The organism is Pseudomonas sp. 3HC3 (genome assembly GCF_044904505.1).
GTDB lineage: Bacteria > Pseudomonadota > Gammaproteobacteria > Pseudomonadales > Pseudomonadaceae > Aquipseudomonas > Aquipseudomonas putida_Y.
In genome coordinates, this window is record NZ_JADDRH010000024.1 from 1 (window position 1) to 17,712 (window position 17,712).

16 protein-coding genes and 1 pseudogene are annotated in these 17,712 nt (G+C 62.0%); 7 read left to right on the forward strand and 10 right to left on the reverse strand.

The genetic code is table 11. From position 1 onward, the window contains the following. Positions 1–275: 275 nt before the first annotated feature. Together ahpF and ahpC are read right to left on the reverse strand one after the other, a co-directional pair. A complete protein-coding gene (gene ahpF, locus INQ47_RS22880; RefSeq protein WP_209965013.1) occupies positions 276–1,838 on the reverse strand; it encodes an alkyl hydroperoxide reductase subunit F in 1,563 nt (520 codons plus the stop codon). A gap of 124 nt (positions 1,839–1,962) precedes the next feature. Further along, positions 1,963–2,526, reverse strand: a complete 564-nt coding sequence (gene ahpC, locus INQ47_RS22885; RefSeq protein ID WP_004375926.1) for an alkyl hydroperoxide reductase subunit C — start codon at positions 2,524–2,526, stop codon at positions 1,963–1,965. A 321-nt stretch (positions 2,527–2,847) separates the two neighbouring features. Here ahpC and INQ47_RS22890 point away from each other — a divergent pair, with 321 nt between their 5' ends. Then, positions 2,848–3,912 carry a TerC family protein gene (locus INQ47_RS22890; protein WP_404702657.1) on the forward strand — a complete coding sequence of 355 codons (1,065 nt, stop codon included), beginning with the start codon at positions 2,848–2,850 and terminating at the stop codon, positions 3,910–3,912. Between the two features lie 7 nt (positions 3,913–3,919). On the opposite strand, the gene INQ47_RS22895 is transcribed toward INQ47_RS22890, so the two are convergent. The 3 genes and pseudogenes from INQ47_RS22895 to INQ47_RS22905 form a co-directional block, all read right to left on the reverse strand. Further along, positions 3,920–4,309 (reverse strand): hypothetical protein, encoded by a 390-nt coding sequence (locus INQ47_RS22895; protein ID WP_064492459.1) that lies wholly within the window; start codon positions 4,307–4,309, stop codon positions 3,920–3,922. After that, positions 4,302–5,708: pseudogene (locus INQ47_RS22900) on the reverse strand (PAAR domain-containing protein). The gene INQ47_RS22895 and the pseudogene INQ47_RS22900 overlap by 8 nt, the downstream one beginning before the upstream one ends. Positions 5,709–5,871: 163 nt before the next feature. After that, positions 5,872–7,101, reverse strand: coding sequence for an acyl-CoA dehydrogenase (locus INQ47_RS22905; protein ID WP_209965006.1), 1,230 nt, complete (start codon positions 7,099–7,101; stop codon positions 5,872–5,874). Between the two features lie 140 nt (positions 7,102–7,241). Here INQ47_RS22905 and INQ47_RS22910 point away from each other — a divergent pair, with 140 nt between their 5' ends. Together INQ47_RS22910 and INQ47_RS22915 are read left to right on the forward strand one after the other, a co-directional pair. Continuing rightward, positions 7,242–8,168 carry a LysR family transcriptional regulator gene (locus INQ47_RS22910; protein ID WP_252460575.1) on the forward strand — a complete coding sequence of 309 codons (927 nt, stop codon included), beginning with the start codon at positions 7,242–7,244 and terminating at the stop codon, positions 8,166–8,168. A 193-nt stretch (positions 8,169–8,361) separates the two neighbouring features. Further along, complete coding sequence (locus tag INQ47_RS22915; RefSeq protein ID WP_404702658.1) at positions 8,362–9,516, forward strand: cysteine desulfurase family protein; 1,155 nt, start codon at positions 8,362–8,364, stop codon at positions 9,514–9,516. A 7-nt stretch (positions 9,517–9,523) separates the two neighbouring features. Here the strand turns inward: INQ47_RS22915 and INQ47_RS22920 are convergent, their stop codons facing one another. The 3 genes from INQ47_RS22920 to INQ47_RS22930 all read right to left on the reverse strand — a co-directional run bounded on the left by INQ47_RS22920 (position 9,524) and on the right by INQ47_RS22930 (position 11,203). Next, a complete protein-coding gene (locus INQ47_RS22920) occupies positions 9,524–9,961 on the reverse strand; it encodes an RES family NAD+ phosphorylase (protein WP_209965002.1) in 438 nt (145 codons plus the stop codon). Further along, a complete protein-coding gene (locus tag INQ47_RS22925; protein ID WP_252460572.1) occupies positions 9,958–10,407 on the reverse strand; it encodes an antitoxin Xre/MbcA/ParS toxin-binding domain-containing protein in 450 nt (149 codons plus the stop codon). Before INQ47_RS22925 ends, INQ47_RS22920 begins: the two co-directional genes overlap by 4 nt. 142 nt (positions 10,408–10,549) lie before the next feature. Continuing rightward, a complete protein-coding gene (locus tag INQ47_RS22930; RefSeq protein WP_014591578.1) occupies positions 10,550–11,203 on the reverse strand; it encodes an oxygen-insensitive NAD(P)H-dependent nitroreductase NfsB in 654 nt (217 codons plus the stop codon). Between the two features lie 103 nt (positions 11,204–11,306). Between INQ47_RS22930 and INQ47_RS22935 the strand changes: the two genes are divergently transcribed. Genes INQ47_RS22935 through INQ47_RS22945 form a run of 3 tightly spaced genes read left to right on the forward strand, consistent with a single transcriptional unit; the run spans position 11,307 to position 13,744 of the window. Next, a complete protein-coding gene (locus INQ47_RS22935; RefSeq protein ID WP_101196124.1) occupies positions 11,307–12,230 on the forward strand; it encodes a LysR family transcriptional regulator in 924 nt (307 codons plus the stop codon). Positions 12,231–12,278: 48 nt separating this feature from the next. Beyond that, a complete protein-coding gene (locus tag INQ47_RS22940) occupies positions 12,279–13,109 on the forward strand; it encodes an AraC family ligand binding domain-containing protein (protein ID WP_404702659.1) in 831 nt (276 codons plus the stop codon). Between the two features lie 50 nt (positions 13,110–13,159). Further along, the gene (locus INQ47_RS22945) at positions 13,160–13,744 is read left to right on the forward strand and encodes a LysE family translocator (RefSeq protein ID WP_404702660.1); all 585 of its coding nucleotides are present in this window, start codon (positions 13,160–13,162) and stop codon (positions 13,742–13,744) included. A gap of 38 nt (positions 13,745–13,782) precedes the next feature. Here the strand turns inward: INQ47_RS22945 and INQ47_RS22950 are convergent, their stop codons facing one another. Continuing rightward, positions 13,783–14,982 (reverse strand): sugar transporter, encoded by a 1,200-nt coding sequence (locus tag INQ47_RS22950; RefSeq protein ID WP_404702661.1) that lies wholly within the window; start codon positions 14,980–14,982, stop codon positions 13,783–13,785. A gap of 205 nt (positions 14,983–15,187) precedes the next feature. Between INQ47_RS22950 and INQ47_RS22955 the strand changes: the two genes are divergently transcribed. Beyond that, positions 15,188–16,504: a hypothetical protein gene (locus INQ47_RS22955; RefSeq protein WP_404702662.1), complete on the forward strand. Its 1,317-nt coding sequence runs from the start codon at positions 15,188–15,190 to the stop codon at positions 16,502–16,504. A gap of 110 nt (positions 16,505–16,614) precedes the next feature. On the opposite strand, the gene calA is transcribed toward INQ47_RS22955, so the two are convergent. Beyond that, positions 16,615–17,667, reverse strand: a complete 1,053-nt coding sequence (gene calA, locus INQ47_RS22960; RefSeq protein ID WP_404702663.1) for a vanillin reductase — start codon at positions 17,665–17,667, stop codon at positions 16,615–16,617. Positions 17,668–17,712 lie beyond the last annotated feature (45 nt).

The window sequence follows — 17,712 nt, forward strand, 5'->3', positions numbered from 1 at the left end:
GCCAGAAGCAAAAAGCTTCCTCGAACAGGCCTGATACATAGATGCAACCGGGTTCCTATGTTCAAAAAAGCAGCTAGACAGTGTGGGCGAGTCCATACATAGGAGCGGGTTTACCCGCGAATACGGTCGCGGCGGCAACGGTGAACGGCGGGTGGAAATTGGCCAGCAGGGCCGGCCTCTTCGCGGGTAAACCCGCTCCTACGGGGATCTTCACAGTTTCAACAACTGCGCAGTCCTGCGAGAGCGGCTTTAGCGGCGAAGCGGCCGGTACAGGCTTACGCCGGTGCCGAAGTCCGAATCAGGTGGTCAAAGGCCGCCAGCGATGCCTTGGCCCCCTCACCCACCGCAATGACGATCTGCTTGTACGGCACGGTAGTCACGTCACCGGCGGCAAACACACCGGGGATGCTGGTCTGGCCCTTGGCGTCGACAATGATTTCGCCACGCGGCGACAGCTCGACGGTGCCCTTCAGCCAGTCAGTATTGGGCAACAGGCCAATCTGCACGAAGATGCCTTCCAGTGCCACTTCGTGCTGTTCATCCGTGGTGCGGTCCTTGTAGCGCAGGCCGGTCACCTTCTCGCCATTGCCCAGCACCTCGGTGGTCAGCGCGCTGGTGATCACGTTAACGTTCGGCAGGCTGTGCAGCTTGCGTTGCAACACCGCATCGGCACGCAGCTGGCTGTCGAACTCGATCAGCGTCACCTGGGCGACGATACCGGCCAGGTCGATGGCCGCCTCCACACCCGAGTTGCCGCCGCCAATCACCGCCACGCGTTTACCCTTGAACAGCGGGCCGTCACAGTGCGGGCAGTAGGCCACGCCGCGGCCGCGGTACTCCTGCTCACCTGGCACGTTCATTTCGCGCCAGCGGGCGCCGGTGGCCAGGATCACAGTCTTGGCCTTCAGCGAAGCGCCCCCCGCCAGACGCACTTCGTGCAGACCGCCCTCGGCAGCAGGAATCAGCGCTTCACCGCGCTGCAGGTTCATGATGTCGACGTCGTACTGCTTGACGTGCTCTTCCAGCGCCGTGGCCAGCTTCGGTCCTTCGGTTTCCTGCACCGAGATGAAGTTCTCGATGGCCAGTGTATCGAGCACCTGGCCGCCGAAGCGCTCGGCAGCAACACCGGTGCGGATGCCCTTGCGGGCAGCGTAGATGGCAGCAGCGGCGCCAGCGGGGCCACCGCCGACAACCAGCACGTCAAAGGCATCCTTGGCGTTGATCTTCTCGGCCTGGCGGGCGCCGGCGTTTGTGTCGATCTTGCCAATGATTTCTTCCAGGCCCATACGGCCCTGACCAAACACTTCACCGTTGAGGTAGATACTCGGTACCGCCATGATCTTGCGCGATTCCACTTCTTCCTGGAACAGCGCACCGTCGATAGCCACATGGCGCACGTTGGGGTTGAGTACCGCCATCAGGTTCAGTGCCTGGACGACGTCCGGGCAGTTCTGGCACGACAGCGAGAAGTAGGTTTCGAAGTTGAATTCGCCTTCCAGGGCCTGGATCTGCTCGATCACTTCGGCACTGGCCTTTGACGGATGGCCGCCGACTTGCAGCAGCGCCAGCACCAACGAGGTGAACTCGTGGCCCATGGGGATGCCGGCGAAGCGCAGGCTGATATCGGCACCCGGGCGGTTCAGCGAGAACGAAGGGCGACGGGCATCGGTACCCTCCGCGCTGAAGGTAATGAGGTTCGACAGGCCGGCAATTTCCACCAGCAGGTCGTGCAATTCGCGGGACTTCGCGCCGTCGTCGAGGGAGGCAACGATCTCGATCGGCTGGGTGACCCGCTCCAGGTAGGTTTTCAGTTGCGATTTAAGCGTGGCGTCCAACATACGGGCGATTCCTTTTTCAAAACTCGGATACAAAAACGCCCAGGCGAGGTCGCCCGGGCGTTTGACGGGGCGGTGGGTATTTCAGCTTTGGCGGCTGCTTACCGCCCGCGTTATGGGCATGACCTTAGATCTTGCCTACGAGGTCCAGCGACGGCGCCAGAGTGGCTTCGCCTTCTTTCCACTTGGCCGGGCACACTTCGCCTGGGTGAGCGGCAACGTACTGGGCAGCCTTGACCTTACGCAGCAGTTCGGCAGCATCACGGCCTACACCACCGTCGTTCAGTTCGACAATCTTGATCTGGCCTTCCGGGTTGATCACGAAGGTACCGCGGTCGGCCAGGCCGGCTTCTTCGATCAGCACGTCGAAGTTGCGCGAAATGACGTGAGTCGGGTCACCGATCAGCGGGTATTGGATCTTGCCGATGGTGTCGGAAGTGTCGTGCCAGGCTTTGTGAGTGAAGTGGGTATCGGTGGAAACACCGTAGATTTCCACGCCCAGCTTCTGGAACTCGGCGTAGTTGTCAGCAAGGTCACCCAGCTCGGTCGGGCAAACGAAGGTGAAGTCGGCCGGGTAGAAGAATACGACAGACCACTTGCCTTTCAGATCGGCTTCGCTGACCTGAACGAACTCGCCTTTGTGGTAGGCGGTGGCGTTGAAGGGTTTGACCTGGCTGTTGATGATTGGCATGAGAGACGCTCCTTCATGGGGTTGGAATCAGTTGATGGATAGAATCCTAACTAATCATCCCGCGGAAGGCTCATTGGCAAAGCTCATGCTTTCGATTGGTTTTGGCTATAACCGGGGTTATTTAATAGAAGGGAAAGGGCTGAGCAAAGGATTGCGGGCTTGAGCGCTGCACTGGCAAAGAAATGTAACAGCTACCCATTCGGCACCACTGGCAAACGGGTCTAGGCTCAAGCTCATGTGATACCGGGCCCCTCTGACGGCTGCCAAGCCGCCATGTCGGATCACTGTTGCCATGCAACGTCGACATTCAAGGAGGGACTCATGACAGCTCTGCAAGCATTCCTCACAACACCTGTCCTCGGGACCAGCGCCTGGTTGTGGCTGGTGTTCATGGCCATCGTCATCGGTTTGCTGGTGCTCGACCTGGGCATGCTGCACCGCCACGACCGGGAAATTGAAATGCGCGAGAGCCTGCTGCTGTATTCGGGCTATTTCAGTGTCGGTGTGCTGTTCGGCGCGGGGGTCTGGTACCAGTTGGGTGCGCAGTCTGCGCTGGAGTTCTACACCGGCTTCCTGGTCGAACAGTCGCTGTCGATGGACAACGTGTTCGTCATGGCAATGATCTTCAGCTACTTCGCCATCCCCCGTCGCTACCAGCACCGCGTGCTGTTCTGGGGCATCCTGGGCGTGGTGTTCCTGCGGGCCATCATGATCGGCGTGGGCGCGGCGCTGGTACAGAACTTTGCCTGGGTGCTGTACATCTTCGGTGCCTTCCTGCTGTTTACCGGGGTGAAGATGGCGCTGTCGAAGGAAGACAGCCGCCCGGACCTGGCCAACAACCCGATCCTCAAGTTCGTGCGGCGGCACATGCGGGTTACCGACCAGATCCATGGCTCGCACTTCTTCGTACGCCAAACCCCGCCCGGGCACAGCAAGGCGCTGCGTTATGCCACCCCGCTGTTTCTGGCGCTGGTACTGATCGAACTGGCCGACCTGGTGTTTGCCGTCGACAGCGTGCCGGCGATCTTCGCCATCACCCAGGACCCGTTCATCGTCTACACCTCCAACATCTTCGCCATCCTCGGCCTGCGCTCGCTGTATTTCGCGCTGGCGGCGCTGATGCACCGGTTCGTTTACCTCAAGTACGCACTGGCGCTGGTGTTGATCTTCATTGGCTGCAAGATTTTCTACCACGGCATGGTGGGCAAGGTGCCGGCGCTGCTGTCGCTGGGCGTGACATTCGGGTTGTTGCTGGGTGGGGTGGTGATTTCGTTGATCAAGACGCGGGGGCAGACGTTGAATAAAGACGACAAGACGATAGAAAAAGCAGCTAACGATAAGAAAACAACGGGGCAAAAAAAGAATGACCCACAGTTACGGGTCTGAGTTGCAATCATTGCTTGATGATGAAGTAACCAACCGCTCCCCAAAGTGAGGCAATCAAGATCAACCAAAGGGCTGCTCCCATATCTCGCCTCAACTTTGGGGGAAAATTGTCAAGCTCAGCTTCGTTCAACCATCCGAGGCGTGAATGTAACCTAGGGAATGTGACCAAAGCGCTTACTGTACTCATCAGTAGGCATCGATGCCTTAGGTTTCGTCCGCCCCATACGGGTTTCATCTGCTCAAGATAGGGGTTGCTCGTGATCGCTGAAAGGGCGACATCAAAATCACTCGACAAAGCAATTTTCACATTGATAGCGATCCCCGCAAGGCCCAGAACGAAAGGCGCAATCAGGAATCCTATTTGCAACAATGGGGACCAATTGTCAAAGTCAATCATCAGTCACCTCATGAAGGAGTTCACCGGTTTGCTCTCCGAGGGCGCCAATACCAATAGCGCCTGCAGAAGAGGCGGCGCCAACGATCGCAATCCCGCACACTGCACCAAACCCACCGGTACCCACCGGTACCCACCGCAAAAATACCGCATAACGCAGCTGCTGCAGCACCTCCACCAGAGGCGCCTACCAACCCTCCCGTTAGACCCCTACAAAATTTCCCGCTTCAGTAAACCGAACCTTTCGACAAGCACGAGTCTCCCCGGCCCGACAGACTTCTTTTACTTTCAGATAAGACGAGGTCCCGCCCAGCCCAATCGCTGCATACCCTCCGTATTGAAGGTACTTACTTAACCGCGCCACCTTCTCAAGATGTGTCGCATACCCCGGAATCTGCCCCGGTCCGCCCGCTTTCGACCAATGGTGCACCAGGCTCTTGGTAGAGATATTCAAGCTCTTCTTCAGCCGCTCATAGCTCCCCAGATTCAGTTGCTTATTAAGCAACGCCGCTTTCAACTGGCCATCCAGTTGCTGCAACAACCGCCTGCGCTCGGCGAAGAAACCCGGACTATTCAAATGGCCATGGTGCATGAACTCACGCTGGTGCAATTGCTCGATGCTGGTCAAGGTATTGCTTACTTGTTTCAAGCCTTGATCCAGCATGTCCTTGCCCACGCCCATGGACAGACTGGCGTTGCTGAGCAAGCCGGCGATTTCGGCCTGGTGCTGCATCATGAAATCCGCTTCGACGTAGTCGAGTGCCTCCAGCGCACGCCGCGCATGCTGCGCAGCCGCCATAAGCTCTCCCTCTTCGCGCGTGCAGGCATTTCCATTGTCAGGATCACCGATAACGAAGATTTCCCCAGCTTTGAACCCTTGCGCATACGTGGGGTTGAGCCGCTGTAACCGTGAGACCGGCAACGTGGAATCGTGTCCGGCCAGTTGAAGCAGTATCTGGGGAAACGACATGCGTCGTGGAACCACGTAGAAACCAGGCTCCAGCGAACCAGGCAGTGCACCTATTACCGGTTGGGAGAAGCGCTCGGGGTTGAAGGTGGGTGACAGCTCGGCAGCGTGGGTATTGGCACGCCCTGCAATGGAGTGCATGGACGGCGGAGCCTCATACAAGGGCGCGACTACCCGGTTGGTGCCCGGCGAACAGCCACAGACAACCAACGCACCATCCATAGCCACCCGCTGGCCATCTGAAATAAAGTGATCCACACCTTCGGCGACAGTTCCCGCCTGCCCACAAAGAGGGCATGGCGTGGTGTGGTCGCCTTCACGGAGCACCATTCGGCCTTCGTCTAGATAGCCGGCCCCCGTCGCAATACAGACAGCATCCGTTGTGGTGACATCGCCATCTACCGCCTGACCTTTCCCCTCTAGATTGACGCGCATATATGAACTCCCTGTACTTGATCCAGGTTGGAAACCTATCACCAGCAAGGGAGATTCAAGTGGCCTCAGCCAAAATTCAGATACGTCCTACAAGTTGCAGGACTTTGCGCAATCACTGCAGGCGCGGGTTTGATCGCGAATGGGCCGGCGCAGGCTGACGCGTTCACCGCCCGCTACGCAACATCTCCACCGGCACATACTTGCCAATTTCGTATTTGCCAATCGCCGCCCGGTGAACTTCATCCGGCCCGTCAGCCAGGCGCAGGGTGCGCTGCATGGCATACATGTAGGCCAGCGGGAAATCGCCGCTTACCCCTGCCCCGCCATGTAGCTGGATAGCCCGGTCGATCACGTTCAATGCCACGTTCGGCGCCACCACCTTGATCTGGGCGATCTCGCTACGGGCCACCTTGTTGCCGACGGTGTCCATCATGTAAGCCGCTTTGAGCGTCAGCAGCCGGGCCATGTCGATTTCCATGCGCGAGTCGGCAATCTTGTCGACGTTGCCGCCCAAGCGTGCCAGTGGCCGACCAAAGGCAGTACGCTCCACCGAGCGCTTGCACATCAGCTCCAGCGCGCGCTCGGCCATGCCGATCGAGCGCATGCAGTGGTGGATACGGCCTGGGCCCAGTCGGCCCTGGGCAATTTCGAAGCCGCGGCCTTCGCCAAGGATCACGTTTTCGTACGGCACCCGCACATTCTCGAAAAGGACTTCGGCATGACCATGGGGCGCATCGTCATAACCGAACACCGGCAGCGGGCGGACAATCTTCACGCCCGGCGTGTCGGTAGGCACCAGCACCATGGAATGCTGCTGGTGGCGTGGCCCTTCAGGGTCAGACAGGCCCATGAAGATCATGACCTTGCAGCGCGGGTCGCAGGCGCCGGAAGTCCACCACTTGCGGCCGTTGATCACCCACTCGTCACCGTCACGTATGGCGGTAGCAGCCATGTTGGTGGCGTCCGAGGAGGCCACGTCCGGTTCGGTCATGGCAAACGCCGAGCGGATCTCGCCGCGCAGCAACGGCTCCAGCCACTGGCGTTTCTGTGCCTCGCTGCCATAGCGCACCAGCACTTCCATGTTGCCGGTGTCCGGCGCCGAGCAGTTGAACGGCTCCGGCCCGAGCAACGAGCGGCCCATGATCTCTGCAAGCGGTGCGTACTCCAGGTTGCTCAGGCCGGCGCCGTATTCCGACTCTGGCAAGAACAGGTTCCACAGCCCTTCGGCGCGGGCCTTGGCCTTGAGCTCCTCCATGATTGCAGTGGGCTGCCAGCGGTCACCTTCGGCGACCTGGCGCTCGAACACGGCTTCGGCAGGGTAGACATGGGCGTCCATGAACGCAGTGACACGCTCGCGCAGTGCCTGGACCTTGGGTGAATAGGCGAAATCCATTAGGGCTACCTTCACAGTTCGGAGTACTTGGGGCAGAGCCTAGAGCAGCATTGCTCCATCCACCTAGTCTATTTTCCGCGTGTATAAACATTCATAACCGATATATGATCGACCGATAACTCCAACAAAGAGCGGCGCCCATGAACCTCAGCAAGGTCGACCTCAACCTGTTCATCGTGTTCGATGCGATCTACACCGAAGCCAACCTGACCCGCGCCGGGCAGATCGTTGGCATTACTCAGCCGGCAGTGTCCAATGCCCTGTCGCGCCTGCGCGAAACCTTCAATGACCCGCTGTTCGTGCGCACCGCGCAAGGCATGGTGCCCACACCCATGGCGCAGAACATCATCGGCCCGGTGCGCAACGCCCTGGCGCTACTGCGGACCTCGGTGCAGGAAAGCCGCACGTTCAACCCGCAGCAGGCCAACAAGACCTTCCGCATCAGCATGACCGACCTGACCGAGGCGGTCATCTTGCCGCCGCTGTTCCAGCGCCTGCGCCGCCTGGCGCCGGCGGTAATGATCGAGAGCTTCCTGTGCAAGCGCCGCGAGACCACCAAGGAACTCGCCGCCGGCCGCCTGGACTTTGCCATCGACGCGCCACTGAACACCGACCCGCAGGTGCGCCACATCAAACTGATGCAGGACCGCTATGTCTGCGCCCTGCGCCAGGGCCACCCGCTGGCCGACAGCAAGCTGACCCTCGACAGCTACCTGGGCATGACCCATATCCATATCTCCAGCCGGCGCAACGGCCTGGGTTACGTCGACCTGGCGCTGGGCAAGATGGGTGTGCAACGCAAGGTCGCCCTGCGTTCGCAACACTACCTCATGGCGTCGCAGGTGTTGCAGCAGACCGACATGGCGATGACGGTTCCCGAGCGCTTCGCCCGTCGCCATCAGTTGCGTTATCAGGCGCTGCCGGTGGAGGTGCCTGCACTGGAAACGCACCTGTACTGGCATGAAAGCACCGACCAGGACCCGGCCAACCGCTGGATGCGCGAGCAGATCACCGAGTTGTGCGAGCGCGTGGTGGCCGAGGAAGAGAAGGCGCTGGAGTCCGCCTGAAAAGGCTGGCGAGGAACCATTCATGGCACCTCACCCAAAAAAGTAGAAAATTCCATGCAATGTCTTAGGCGGAGAACATTTTTCTATAAGCATCGAGAATCGAACCAGAGGAAGTGAAAAATATCGCGCTGCTGGCGGGTACGCTTACGTCAATGATTGCCGATTTCACGGCCACTGACACGGACCCGCCTCAATGCCTAGCGCCCCACTCTACTTCGATTACGCTGCCACAACCCCGGTCGACGACCGGGTCATCGAAACCATGCTCGCCTGCCTGGGAAGCCAAGCCAACTTCGGCAATCCGGCCTCCAGCGGCCACGCCTACGGCCAAGCTGCAGGTCACGCCGTAGAGCAGGCCCGCCAGCAAGTGGCCGAGTGCATCGGTGCGCAATCCGAGCATCTGGTGTGGACATCGGGGGCTACCGAGTCCAACAACCTGGCGCTCAAGGGTATTGCCCAAGGCATCGGCCAGCCCGGACACCTGATCACCAGCCAGCTGGAACACAAGGCCGTGCTTGACACCGTGGCCGAACTGGAACGCCAGGGCTGGGCCGTTACCCGCCTGGCAGCGGATGCCGCCGGCCTGATCCAGCCCGCAAGCGTACAGGCAGCGTTGCGTGCTGACACCCGCCTGGTATCGCTGATGGCGGTCAACAACGAACTGGGCACGGTCACCGATTTTGCCGCGATCGGCGAGCAGGTGCGTGCCCACGGTGCCCTGCTGCACGTGGATGCAGCGCAGGCCGTAGGCAAGCTGGCTATCGACCTGCATACAATGGCCGTGGACCTGATGTCTTTTTCGGCGCACAAGGTCTACGGGCCAAAAGGCATCGGTGCGCTGTATGTAGGGCCGCGCGCCCGCGCGCTGATGCGTGCGCAGATGCACGGCGGCGGTCATGAGCAGGGCCTGCGTTCCGGCACCCTGGCGACCCACCAGATAGCGGGCATGGGCAGCGCCTTTGCCTTGGCCGGCCAACCTGGCGACAGCGAACACCAGCGCCTCGAGCAACTGGCAAGACGCCTGCGCACAGGCCTGCTGGCCATGCCCGGCATTACCCTGAACGGCTGCGCCAAGCAACGCATTCCCCATACCTTGAACCTGTGCATCGACAGCAAGGGCTTCAACAGCACGGCGCTGGCCAGCGAACTGGCCTTGTCGACCACCTCGGCCTGCAACTCGGCGAGCAACGCTGCCTCGCATGTGCTGCTGGCACTGGGGCTGGATGAACACCAGGCACGCAACAGTGTGCGCTTGAGCATCGGCCGTTTCAGCACCGAGGCTGACGTGGACAAGGCGCTCGAAGTGTTTGGCCGGGTGCTGGCGTCAGCATCGGCAGCACTGTGGTGACCACGCCCTAGAACAGGCGGCTGTCCGGCGTGAAATCCTCAACCAGGATTTTCGCGCTCTGCGCCTGTGGGTGCCGTGGGTTGAACAGGTAATTGGTGGTGCTGGGCATGATCGCGCTTGGCACCGGCAGCAGCAATGCCGAACAGTCATCCAGAAAGCGATTGCCCAGCGTACGGGTCAACTCAGGCTGGGCGGACCAGCCGGGCTGCAAAGCGGGCAACTGCGCCTGGGAAACCGTGTCAGGCAGTTCGATGCGAAGCAAGCGCATGGTGGTAGGGAAATCCTCGGGGTCGATCTCCAGATGCACCAACACTTCCAGCATCGCCCCGGGAGGGCTGGTGGCGGCATACACCACCGGCCGACCCGCCTGGTGCCAGCGGCCGCTTACGCGCAAGCCCCCCGTACCGCTCAAGTCTGCATAGGCGCTGATTCGCCACAAAATCACAGGCCATAGCCCTCGGCAATCTGCAGCAGCATTTCTTCGACCTGAGTGGTGCCTTGCTGGGTGGTGAGCATCTGCATCGGCGTCAGCCCCGAGAAGCGTTCCTTGGGCTTGGACAGCCAGCGCTTGGCCTTGCCCGCTTCACCGAACACGGCCTCGGCCATGGCGGTGATGTGGGCCGAGCGGAACAACCGATCGCTCTCATCCACGGTCAGCGGTTGGTCACGCTCGATACGGGATTTGAGGGTGCGCAGCGGAATGATCTGGTCGCGCTCCACCGGCGTGAGCACACCGCGTTCGGTCAGCTTTACCAACCAGGTGGCGGCAAACCCATCGGTGATGCGGGTGTGAATTTCGAAGTCGCTGGCAAGCTCGGGAATGTCCAGCAGCGCCTGCAGGCGCGCCCGGTACTTGTGGTAACCGTTGTCGCGAAGCACTTCGGCAAGCATGGCACGCTCCATCTCGGCATTTGCCGACAAGTATGCGGTATATGCCGGGTCATTGCCAGTTTGCCGGGTTGGGCGGTCGAAGCCAGGGCTTTGCCAGGTTTACCGCCAGCATTGCCAGGGCCGCAGCGCGGCCCCGGAAACCTCACAGGAAGGTGAAGACTTGCGATGCCGGCAACCGCGACTTGTTCAGCCCGGCATTGAAGTCCGCCTCGCTGCGGTAACCCAGGCTCAGGATCACCACGCTGGTAAAGCCACGCTCACGCAAGCCCAGTTCGGCATCCAGTACCTTGCTGTCGAAGCCCTCGATCGGCGTGGCATCCAGCCCATGCGCCGCCGCACCCAGCAAGGCAGTACCCAACGCCAGGTAAGTCTGCTTTTCCATCCAGTGCTGCACGTCCTTCTGGTCGAAGCGGTGCAGGTTGACATAGTGACGTCGGCTCTGGTTTTGCCCGGCGCGCGCTTGCTCATCACGGAAACGGCCATCGGCAGCCTCTTGATCGAGCACGGCGTTCAAGTGTTCTTCAGTCATTTCGGTACGGGTGCAGAACACGATCACATGCGAGGCGTCGAGAAGCTTCTGCGTGTTGTAGGCATAACCCTCCGCCGTGCTCTTGGCCAGGCGGGCCTTGCCTTCGGCCGTGTCGGCGACGATGAAATGCCAGGGCTGGGAATTGACCGACGACGGGCTGTGGCGCAGTTGTTCGAGCAGGGCGTCGACAGTGGCCTGGGGAATGCGGCGTGAGGCATCGTAAGCTTTGGTGGTGTAACGGCGCTTGGCCAGCGATACGGTATCCATGCGACAACTCCGGAATGAACAGTGGATGTGCCGCGCATCTTATCTTTCCAGCAAAAAAGAAAAAGCGGCACAATGTAACAACACTTTCATCCCTGGAATGAAAATGCTGCGCATCACCGACCTCGAACTGTTTGCCCGCAGCAGCGTGCTGGGGAGCTTCACTGCCGCCGCCCATGAAGCAGGCCTGCTGCCGGGCCAGGTGGCTGCCGCGATCAAACGCCTGGAACGCGACCTGGATGTACGCCTGTTCGCCCGCACCACCCGCAGCCTGCGCCTGACCGCCGAGGGCGAGCGCTACCTGCCAACCGCGCTGAATGTGCTGGAAAGCCTGCGCCAGGGCCATGAAGATCTGCATGGCAACCCCAATAGCCTGCGCGGCACCCTGCAGGTGTCGGCCCCTTCCGACATGGGCCGCAACATGCTGCTGCCCTGGCTCAGCGCTTTCCGCCGCGACCACCCGGCATTGCAACTGCGCTTCTTTCTGTCCGACCAGATGGCCGACCTCAACCGCGACCCTGTGGATGTGGCCATCCGCTATGGCCTCAATCAGGATGCCAACTACATCGCCCTGCCGCTGGCCGAATGGAACCGCCGAGTGCTGGTGGCCTCGCCCGACTACCTGGCCCGCCACGGCCGCCCACTCACCCCCGACGCGCTGCAGCAGCATGCCTGCCTGCTGTACATGCAGCACAGCCGGGTGTACGACAAGTGGCAGTTGGGTAATCGCACGGTGCAGGTGCGTGGGCCGCTGGTCAGTGACGATGCCGACGTCATCCGCCGCCTGGCCATCCAGGGGGAAGGTATCGTCTACAAGTCGTGGCTGGATGTCAGCGCCAATATTGCGGCCGGGGAACTGGAAATCGTCCTGCCCGAATTGCTCGGCGAGTCTACCCCGCTCACGTTGGTTTGCCCTCATCGCAAGCAACTCACGCCTGCCGTGACGCAATTGCACCTGTGGCTGCGCGAACGCTTCGAGGCCCTGCGCGCCCGGGCACTGACCAACGGCTGCACAATCGTTCCAGACTGAGCCGGGGGCGTTGCGCTAAGGTAGCGATTTACCCCACGGTACACGTCCATGAGCAACTGGATCGACTTCAAACAAGACGCCGACACCGGCATCGAGTCGGTCCGGGCGCATTTTGTCGGGCATGCCTATGACCCCCACTGGCACGACAGCTTCCTGGTCGGCGTGACCGAGCAGGGCGTGCAGCAGTTCAACTGCCGCCGGGTGCGCCACCGCAGCACGCCGGGGCAGGTGTTTTTACTTGAGCCTGGCGACATCCACGATGGCCTGGCGCCCACCGAAGAAGGCTTCACCTATTCGACGCTGTACCTGGAGCCCGCCTGGCTCGACCAACAGCTGCGCGCGCTGTACGAGCACGCGCCAGGCGACAGCCTGCCCAGCTTTGCCGACACCCTGTGCCATGACGAACGCCTGACGCGAGCCACCGCCCTGGCCTTCCAGGCCGTGCATGACCAGGACTTGCGCATCGTCAGGCAAACGGCCATGGACGATTTGCTGGCCTGCCTGACCCGCCACTTGCACTGGCGCCGCCGCATCAACCCCGACCCGCGCCTGCCGCTGACCGCACAGCGTGCCCGGGACTTCCTGCACGCCAACCTGGAGCGCGACATCGGCCTGGAAGACCTGGCCCAGGCCTGCGGCATCGACCGCTTTCGCCTGACCCGTGCGTTCAAGGCAGCGTTCGGCATTGCACCCCATGCCTACCTGATCCAACTGCGCCTGGCCCGCGCGCGGCGCCTGCTTGCCCAAGGTCAGACACCTGCCGAAGTGGCCGTGGCGTTGGGCTTTGCCGACCAGAGCCACCTGGGCCGCTGGTTCCGCCGCGCCTACCAGTTGACCCCGGCTGACTACCGCAGGCGCTGCTCAAACCTTCCAGACTGAGTGCCGGCAGGCAGCGAGCATGGTGCTTCAATGTTACGGAGCCCTGAACCATGTCGCAGTCGTTGTTGCCCTTCATTCTGTTTGCCCTGGTATCCAGCATCAGCCCGGGGCCGACCAACCTGTTGATCCTGGCCCATGGCGCCCGCCGGGGCCTGCGCGCAAGCCTGGCGCCGATCGTGGCGGCGTGTGGCGCGGCTGCAGCCATTGTGCTGCTCGTCGGGCTGGGGCTGGGCGAACTGCTGCTGCGCTACCCCCTGGCGCAACAGCTGATGAGCTGGGCCGGGGTGCTGTGGCTGAGCAGCCTGGCGTGGAAGATGCTGCGCAGCGCCGCCGCCCCGCTCCACGCGACCACGGCGCCAGGCTTCAGTGCGCTCAGCGCGGCCTCGTTGCAGGTGGTGAACCCCAAGGTGTGGTTGATGGCCGTGGCGGTGGTCGGGGTATTTGCCGCGCCGTCGTTGCCAGTGTGGCAGTTGGCGCTGGTGTTTTTGCTGATCGCTCTGCCGAGCATGGCAACGTGGGCGCTGTTGGGGGTGGGGAGCGCCCGGTGGCTGCAGGCACCGGGGCGGTTGCGGGTGTTCAACCAGGTGTTGGCGGGGGTTTTGTTGATATCGGCATGGGCTGCAGTATTGGCCTGAGTCGCTACTTGGCTTGCAAGTGGCCTGAACGGCTCGGCTCAGCGAGTCAGCGCCTCGCGAAAGCGCCGGGTACTGGCAACGGCCAGTACCAGCCCGACCACTGCCACGCTACCGCCCACCAGGCCGATATGCGCCACATTCATCTGGCTGCTGACGATACTGCCCAGCAGCGCACCACCGCCAATGCCGATGTTGTAGATACCCGAGAACAGCGCCATGGCCACATCGGTGGCGTCGGACGCCAGCTTCAGGGTCCTGGACTGCAGCGACAGGCTGAAGCTGAGAATCGCCACGCCCCAGAACATGCTCAGCACTGCGAACACATGGAAGTTGCCCGACAGCGGCAACATCAGCAACAAGCACGCGGCGAGCAACCCGATCGACCCCACCAGAAAGCCATGCGGGAAGCGGTCGCTGTAGCGGCTGAACAACAACGAACCAAAAACCCCGGCACCGCCGAACAACAGCAGCAACAGCGTGGTACGGTCGCCGCCGATCTGCGCTACGTGCAGGGCGAACGGTTCGATGTAGCTGTAGGCCGTGAACTGCGCGGTAATGACCAGTGTCACCAGCAAGTAGGTAATGACCAGTGCCGGGCGCTTGAACAGGACCGGCAGGCTGCGCAACGAACCGGAGTTCTGGCTGGGCAGCAGCGGCAGCGATTTCATCAGGCACAGCATGGTGGCAAGCGCTACCCCGGCGATGCTCAAGAACGTGATGCGCCAGCCCAGTGCCTCGCCCACCACGCGGCCCAGCGGGATGCCCAGGACCATGGCCAGGGTAGTACCGGTGGCCAGCAGGCCGAGCGCCTTGGCCTGCTGGCCCGGCGGCGCCACACGCACCGCCAGCGAGGCAGTGATGGACCAGAACACCGCATGCGCCAGGGCAATGCCGATACGGCTGACCAGCAGCATGGCGAAGCTCTGCGAAAGCCACGACAGCAAGTGGCTGACAATGAACACCAGGAACACGAACAGCAGCAGACGCCGCCGTTCGATGTTGCGGGTCAGCAACATCATGGGCAACGAGGCCAGTGCCACGACCCAGGCATAGATGGTCAGCATCAGGCCGACCTGGGCGGTGCTCATGTCGAAGCTGCGGCCAATGTCACTGAGCAGCGCCACCGGGACGAACTCGGTGGTGTTGAAAATGAAGGCCGCCAAGGCCAGGGCGATGACGCTCAGCCAGCTGCCGCTGCCTGTAGTGGGCGGCAGGTGCGTGGGGATGGGTTCGTTCATGGGTGGAAACTGCTTCTCCGCAGGCAACGCAACAAGTCGCACGCCAGCGACCCGCTTGCAGGGGTGCCAACGTACGTTTTGTTATGGATAGGAATGCCCGGCATGGTACGCGTCAAGCTGGGGCCTCACAACCGCAGGGCAGGCAGAAGGAGTACCATGCACGCTTTGTGTGAAACGCGTGTGCAACAAGGAGCCCGATCCGCTCATGGACAAGCAGCACCCCCAGCAGCAGTGGCAGCAGGCAGTCATCGCCTATGCCCAGGCCGTCAACGACTACGTCGCGCAGGGCCGTGCGCACGGTTGGGACAACCTCGAAGAGCCGCAGGCACCCGCCACCGAACACCTGCTCGACGCCTGGCTGACAGCCCTGCAGGCAGCCAACCACCCTGACGTCGACGAACTGCAGCGCCAGGCATTCCGTGAGGCCTGGCCACCCGCGCACCAGCCCTTGGTACCGTTGCTCGAAGCGCACGGCCAAGGCATCGGCAGTGTCCTGCTGCTGGAAGATGGCAGCCTGCTGGCACGTATCGGCATGCCTTACGACAAGGGCCAGGTGGTGCGTATAGACCACCAAGGGGTAACCCCGGTCATCGGCGTCGAACACTTTGGCCGCTGCCCGGCGCGGCGCTATTTCGCCCTGGCCAATGCCGAGGGCGTACGTGTGACCGATGGCTGGGGTGGCCCGCAGGTGCAACGTCTGGCCTGGCCCACGGGGCTGGAGGGGTTGCCGCCAGGTTACCCGTTCGAGCCGTTCGACCTGCCGCCCACACCGACCGCGCTGATCCCCTTCCCCGACGGCCAGCGCGTGCTGCTGGTGAGTGCCGAAGGTATCTTTGTGCTGGCCACCCAAGGTGCGACCCGCCTGCTGCCACAGCAAGCACGCGTGCTCGATGAGTTGGCCGAGGGCACCGACCCGGACGATATCAGCCTGGGGCTGAGCATGGAGCATGGTGCGGTGTCGGCGGATGGCCGGCTGATCGTCGTGGGTGAGCAAGGCAGCCGGCACCTTGTTCTGGACGAACAGCTCAAGCCGCTGGCGCACATCGGCCCGGGCAGCGAATACCCACACTTTGCCTTGTTCAACCGCGCCGGTGACCAGTTGATCGTCAATGCCTGCCATTTCTACAGCGGTGCCACGCTGGCCGTGAGGGTGGCAGACCTGCACGGGCTGGATACCGATTACTACAGCCAGGACCCGCGTACCCCGCTGGTGCAGGATGGCGCAAGGGTGTATGCGGGGGTAGCGCGCGATGGCGAGTACATTGTGGGTGATGCCTATGGCTACCTGCGGGCGTTTGGCGAAGAGGGTAAGGAGCATTGGCAGCATTACCTGGGATCGACCATCAGTGCGATGGATATCAGCGCCGACGGGCAAACACTGGTAGCGGCGAGCCATGCGGGGGTTATTTCGGTGATTGCGCTGGATAGCGGGCGGCCCGAGTGGCAGATCGGTACCGGGGCGCACGGTGAGGTGCGGCGATGGTTGTTCTGGAAGGGGTGGGACAAGCCGATGGCCTGGTAAAACAGCTGCATCGTTGCTGCCTGTACCGCCCCCACCGCGGGCAAGCCCTGCATCACCCCTCTGCAGGAGCGGGCTTGCCAGCGAAGAGGCCCGTACAGGCAACCGATCAATCAGCCCTGTAACGTGGCCATGTCGATCACGAACCGGTACTTCACATCACCGGCAATCATCCGCTCATAGGCCTGGTTGATGTTGCGGATATCCAGCATCTCGATATCGCAGCGGATGTCGTGCTCGGCGCAGAAGTCCAGCACTTCCTGAGTCTCGGCAATCCCCCCGATCAACGACCCCGCCAGCACCCGGCGCTTCATCACCAGGTTGGCCGCATGCAATGCCGGGTCGATCGGTTCGATCAGGCCGACCAAGATGTGCACGCCGTCAAACTTCAGGGTTTCCAGGTACGGGTTGAGGTCGTGCTGCACCGGAATGGTGTCGAGCAGGAAATCGAAACGGCCGGCAGCGGCGCGCATCTGCTCGGCATCGGTGGAGACGATCACATGGTCGGCCCCCTGGCGGCGCGCTTCCTCGGCCTTGGCCTGAGAGCGCGTGAACAGGGTCACTTCCGCACCCATGGCCTTGGCCAGTTTGATGCCCATGTGGCCCAGGCCGCCCATGCCGAGGATGCCGATCTTGTGGCCCGGGCCAACGCCGTGGTGCTTGAGCGGCGAATAGGTGGTGATGCCGGCGCACAGGATAGGCGCAGCGCTGGGCAGGTCCATGCCGGCCGGTATGCGCACCACGAAGTGCTCGCTGACCACGATGCTGCTGGAATACCCCCCCATGGTGTTGCTGCCATCGACCCGGTCCGGGGTGGCGTAGGTCATGGTCGGGCCTTCCAGGCAGTATTGCTCCAGGTCCTTGGCGCAGGCTTCACAGGTACGGCACGAGTCGACCATGCAGCCAACGCCCACAAGGTCACCGACGTTGTACGCGGTGACCTTGTCGCCCACCGCCGTGACCCGGCCGATGATCTCGTGGCCCGGCATCAGCGGGTACACGGCAATGCCCCATTCGTTGCGCGCCTGGTGGATGTCGGAGTGGCACACGCCGCAGTACAGGATGTCGATGGCGACGTCGTCCGGGCGCGGGCTGCGGCGTTGGAACGTCATGGGGGCCAGAGGGCTGGTGGGGGTTTGAGCGGCGTAACCGATGGCGGTATACATGCAGGGCCTCGCAGTGAAGTGAAACGATTCAGGCGACGCATTCTG